This window comes from Streptomyces tricolor (assembly GCF_002155905.1).
GTDB classification, from domain to species: Bacteria; Actinomycetota; Actinomycetes; order Streptomycetales; family Streptomycetaceae; genus Streptomyces; species Streptomyces tricolor.
Window position 1 is genome coordinate 1 of record NZ_MUMF01000563.1, and the last position, 5032, is coordinate 5032.

General features: G+C 70.8%; 3 protein-coding genes and 1 pseudogene. 3 read left to right on the forward strand and 1 reads right to left on the reverse strand.

Annotated elements, in window-relative coordinates:
• The first annotated feature begins 127 nt into the window (after positions 1-127).
• Complete coding sequence (locus tag CCN44_RS33600) at positions 128-1087, forward strand: right-handed parallel beta-helix repeat-containing protein (RefSeq protein WP_086702074.1); 960 nt, start codon at positions 128-130, stop codon at positions 1085-1087.
• A gap of 147 nt (positions 1088-1234) precedes the next feature.
• On the opposite strand, the gene rpsA is transcribed toward CCN44_RS33600, so the two are convergent.
• On the reverse strand, positions 1235-2725 hold the full coding sequence (rpsA, locus tag CCN44_RS33605; RefSeq protein WP_030642226.1) for a 30S ribosomal protein S1: 1491 nt from the start codon (positions 2723-2725) through the stop codon (positions 1235-1237).
• 233 nt (positions 2726-2958) lie between these two features.
• On the opposite strand from rpsA, the gene CCN44_RS33610 reads away from it, so the two are divergent.
• Together CCN44_RS33610 and CCN44_RS33615 are read left to right on the forward strand one after the other, a co-directional pair.
• The gene (locus tag CCN44_RS33610) at positions 2959-3933 is read left to right on the forward strand and encodes a class I SAM-dependent methyltransferase (RefSeq protein WP_237482832.1); all 975 of its coding nucleotides are present in this window, start codon (positions 2959-2961) and stop codon (positions 3931-3933) included.
• Between the two features lie 122 nt (positions 3934-4055).
• A pseudogene (locus tag CCN44_RS33615) lies at positions 4056-5032 on the forward strand (DEAD/DEAH box helicase); the annotation flags it as partial.

Here is a 5032-nt window from a genome sequence, read left to right on the forward strand (position 1 = left end):
TTCAATATCTGTCAGTCCAACACTGTTACGCTACTGCAGAATGGTCCAGACCTATTGACGTGATATCTGGACCACGCGCACTGTCATGCCTACGTCACCTCACCGCACCCCCACCGGGAGGCCCCGCATGATCAGACGCCTGCTCGCCACCGCGCTCACCCCCGCCCTCGCCGCCGGCGGCCTGCTCCTGACCGCCACCGGCCCGGCCTCGGCCGCCGCCACGGTCGAGGTGACGACCGCGGCCCAGCTGAAGACCGCGCTCGGCGCCGCGAGGCCCGGCGACACGATCCATCTGGCGGACGGCACCTATACCGGGAACTTCAAGGCGACCACGCCGGCCACGGCGTCCGCCCGCATCACCCTCACCGGCCCCCCCAGGGCCGTACTCACCGCCGGCGGCGGCTACGGCCTCCACCTGAACGGTGCCTCGCACTGGACGGTCGCCGGCCTGACCGTGACCGGCGGCCAGAAGGGCATCATGATCGACGCGGCCAAGGGGGTCGTGGTGGACGGCGTCACGGTGCACGGCCTGGACATGGAGGGCGTGCACTTCCGCAACTCCAGCACGGACGGCGTGATCAGGAACTCAACGATCTACGACACCGGGAACGACGGCCGCGGGATGGGCGAGGGCGTGTACGTGGGCACCGCGAACACGCTGTCCGACCGGAGCGACCGCGTCCAGATCCTGCACAACACCATCGGGCCCGACGTGGGCGGCGAGAACATCGACATCAAGGAGGGCACGACCGGCGCGCGGATCATCGGCAACACCTTCGACGGCAGCGGCCTGACCGGCGCCCACTACGACGACTCCTGGGTCGACGTGAAGGGCAACAATGTCCTCGTCCAGGACAACACCGGCACCGCCACCAGCAACGACGGCTACCAGACGCACAGCCAGCAGCCCGGCTGGGGCTGCGGCACGGTCTTCAAGGGCAACAAGTCGACTTTGACGGGCGCGACCGGCTCGACCCGCCTGGCGATCAACGTCACCCACTACAGCGCCGGCTGTACGACCACGGTCTACGGCACCAACACGGTGACCGGCGGCAACGGACTGACCAACGTCCAGGTGACGCCCTGAGGGGCGCGGGGAACCGCGCGACGAGCCGCGACGGACCCGCGGCGAAAAGACGACCCGCCCCGAACGCACCCCCGAACACACCGAGGGGCCGTACCCCGGAAGGTACGGCCCCTCAGCCGACTATCGGCTAAGCCCAGCGGCTAGCGATCAGCTCTGGCCGCCGGCCAGCTTCTCGCGCAGCGCGGCCAGCGCCTCGTCCGAGGCCAGCGCACCGGAGGTGTCCGCGCCCTCGGAGGAGTACGAACCGCCGGTCGCGGCCGGAGCCGCAGCCTCGCCGCCCTCGGCCGCGGCAGCGGCGTCGGCCTCGCGGGACTTGATGACCTGCTGCTGGTGCTGCTCGAAGCGGGCCTGCGCCTCGGCGTACTGGCGCTCCCACTCCTCGCGCTGCTTCTCGTAGCCCGGCAGCCAGTCGTTGGTCTCCGGGTCGAAGCCCTCGGGGTAGATGTAGTTGCCCTGGTCGTCGTAGGACGCGGCCATGCCGTACAGGGTCGGGTCGAACTCGACCGCCGTCGGGTCGGCACCGAAGGACTCGTTGGCCTGCTTCAGCGAGAGGCTGATGCGACGACGCTCGAGGTCGATGTCGATGACCTTGACGAAGATCTCGTCGTTGACCTGGACGACCTGCTCCGGGATCTCCACGTGGCGCTCGGCCAGCTCGGAGATGTGGACCAGGCCCTCGATGCCCTCGTCCACGCGGACGAACGCACCGAACGGCACCAGCTTCGTGACCTTACCGGGCACGACCTGGCCGATCTGGTGGGTGCGGGCGAACTGCTGCCACGGGTCTTCCTGGGTCGCCTTCAGCGACAGGGAGACGCGCTCGCGGTCCATGTCGACGTCGAGGACCTCGACGGTGACCTCCTGGCCGACCTCGACAACCTCGGAGGGGTGGTCGATGTGCTTCCAGGACAGCTCGGAGACGTGGACCAGACCGTCGACGCCACCCAGGTCCACGAAGGCACCGAAGTTGACGATCGAGGAGACCACACCGGAACGGACCTGACCCTTCTGGAGGGTCGTGAGGAACGTCTGGCGGACCTCGGACTGGGTCTGCTCCAGCCAGGCACGACGGGACAGGACCACGTTGTTGCGGTTCTTGTCCAGCTCGATGATCTTGGCCTCGAGCTCCTTGCCGACGTACGGCTGGAGGTCGCGGACACGGCGCATCTCGACCAGGGAGGCCGGCAGGAAGCCACGCAGGCCGATGTCGAGGATGAGACCACCCTTGACGACCTCGATGACGGTACCGGTGACGATGCCGTCCTCTTCCTTGATCTTCTCGATGGTGCCCCAGGCACGCTCGTACTGGGCGCGCTTCTTCGAGAGGATCAGGCGGCCTTCCTTGTCCTCCTTCTGGAGAACCAGGGCCTCGATCTCGTCGCCGACGGCGACGACCTCGTTCGGGTCGACGTCGTGCTTGATCGAGAGCTCGCGGCTCGGGATGACACCTTCGGTCTTGTAACCGATGTCGAGCAGGACCTCGTCCCGGTCGACCTTCACGATGACGCCGTCGACGATGTCGCCGTCGTTGAAGTACTTGATCGTCTCGTCGATCGCTGCGAGGAAGGCTTCCTCGTTACCGATGTCGTTGACCGCTACCTGCGGGGTGGTGGCGGTGGTCTCGGTGCTGCTCGTCATGTGGGAAAGGGCTCCGGTACGGACATTGAAGTCGTAGGTACTGCTTACGCCGGGAGCCCGTTTCGCTCTGCAGAAGCCGGACAGCCAAGGAAGCGCCACATTGAGCACCGGGTGCCCGGTGGCGCCTCGACAACCGAGGGGACATACAACAGATGCGAGCGCAGCCTGCTACGTCTGAGGTGCGCAGGCCCGCAGCGCAACTTGTAGCATACGGGGGCAGCCGGACAGGGTCAATGCGCGAAGGCGCACACCCGGGGCGGATCGCCCGATACCCGGCAGAAGAAACGTCCCAACGGGCCAAGCAGACCCACGGGATCCCCTTCCGGACGGACCCTCGGCGGGCTGGACGGAAGAGTACGACGAGGGAGCCGATCATCCAAGAGCGGGAAGCGTACGACCCGGATTGGTCCGAAGGGTTCGAGCCGGAGGCCACCCGGCGCGACGCGGGCGTCACGGAGAGTTCGCGGGCGAACCGGGGCTGGTGGGACCGCAACGCGGACGAGTACCAGATCGAGCACGGCACGTTCCTCGGCGACGACCGCTTCGTGTGGGGTCCGGAGGGCCTGGACGAGGCGGAGGCCGGACTGCTCGGCCCGCCGGAGGAGCTGAAGGGCAGGGCCGTCCTGGAGATCGGCGCGGGCGCGGCGCAGTGCGCGCGCTGGCTGGCCGCCCAGGGCGCGCGGCCGGTGGCGCTGGACCTCTCGCACCGCCAGCTGCAGCACGCGCTGCGGATCGGCGGATCGTTTCCGCTGGTCTGCGCGGACGCCGGCGCGCTGCCCTTCGCGGACGGCTCCTTCGACCTGGCGTGCTCGGCGTACGGGGCGCTGCCGTTCGTGGCCGACCCGCGGCTGGTGCTGCGCGAGGTGCGCCGGGTGCTCCGGCCGGGCGGCCGGTTCGTGTTCTCGGTGACGCATCCGATCCGCTGGGCGTTCCCGGACGAGCCGGGCCCGGAGGGCCTGTCGGTGTCCTCGTCGTACTTCGACCGCACGCCCTACGTCGAGCAGGACGAGCGGGGCCGCGCGGTCTACGTGGAGCACCACCGGACGCTCGGCGACCGGGTGCGGGACATCGTGGCCTCCGGTTTCCGGCTGGTGGACCTGGTGGAGCCGGAGTGGCCGGCCTGGAACACCGCGGAGTGGGGCGGCTGGTCGCCGCTGCGCGGGAACCTGATCCCGGGCACGGCGATCTTCGTCTGCGAGCGGGACTAGCTCCTTCGCCTCTTCCCTCCCGAGCTTCTTCCGGGTGCGCGCACGCGCGCGCGGGCACGCGTTCCTTTCGGGTGCGCGCACGCGCGTGGGGGCGGCTTCCGCCGTCGTACGACACTGGGGGCGTGATCCGTTACGACGCTCTGGACGCGCTGCCCGTGCGCTCCGCCCTGCCCGCCCTGACCGACGCCCTGGAGGGTGACGGCACCGCCGTCCTCGTGGCGCCGCCCGGCACCGGCAAGACCACGCTGGTGCCGCTCGTGCTCGCGGGGCTGGTGGGCGGCGGTCCCGCGCGGCGGGTCGTGGTGGCCGAGCCGCGGCGGATCGCGGCGCGCGCGGCGGCCCGGCGCATGGCGTGGCTGCTGGGCGAGCGGCCCGGCGAGAGCGTCGGCTTCACGGTGCGCGGCGAGCGGACGGTGGGGCGGCACACGCGCGTGGAGGTCGTGACCACCGGTGTCCTGCTGCAACGGCTCCAGCGCGACCAGGAACTGGCCGGGGTGGACGTGGTCGTGCTGGACGAGTGCCACGAGCGGCATCTGGACGCCGACACGGTGGCCGCGTTCCTGTGGGACGTCCGGCAGGCGCTGCGGCCGGAGCTGCGGCTGGTGGCCGCGTCGGCGACCACGGACGCCGAGGGGTGGGCGCGGCTGCTCGGCGGAGCGCCGGTGGTCGAGGCGGCGGGTGCGGCCCATCCGGTGGAGACGGTGTGGGCGCCGCCGGCGCGTCCGGTACGGCCGCCGCACGGGATGCGGGTGGATCCGGCGCTGCTGGCCCACGTGGCGTCGGTGGTGCGGCGGGCGCTGGCCGAGCGGGACGGGGACGTGCTGTGCTTCCTGCCCGGTGTGGGGGAGATCGCGCGCGTGGCGGGTCTGCTGGGCGACCTCGGTGACGTGGAGGTGCTCCAGGTGCACGGGCGGGCGCCNNGGCGCCCGGGGTGCGGCGCCGGGTGGTGCTGGCGACGTCGGTGGCCGAGTCGTCGCTGACGGTGCCCGGGGTGCGGGTGGTGGTCGACTCCGGGCTGGCGCGGGAGCCGCGTGTGGATCACGCGCGCGGGCTGAGCGGGCTGACGACGGTACGGGCGTCGCGGGCGGCCGGGCGGCAG

Bases quoted from the DNA above. Each gene is read 5' to 3' on its own strand.
- CCN44_RS33600 (WP_086702074.1), top strand. From the start codon at position 128: ATGATCAGACGCCTGCTCGCCACCGCGCTCACCCCCGCCCTCGCCGCC.
- rpsA (WP_030642226.1), bottom strand. From the start codon at position 2,725: ATGACGAGCAGCACCGAGACCACCGCCACCACCCCGCAGGTAGCGGTC.
- CCN44_RS33610 (WP_237482832.1), top strand. From the start codon at position 2,959: ATGCGCGAAGGCGCACACCCGGGGCGGATCGCCCGATACCCGGCAGAA.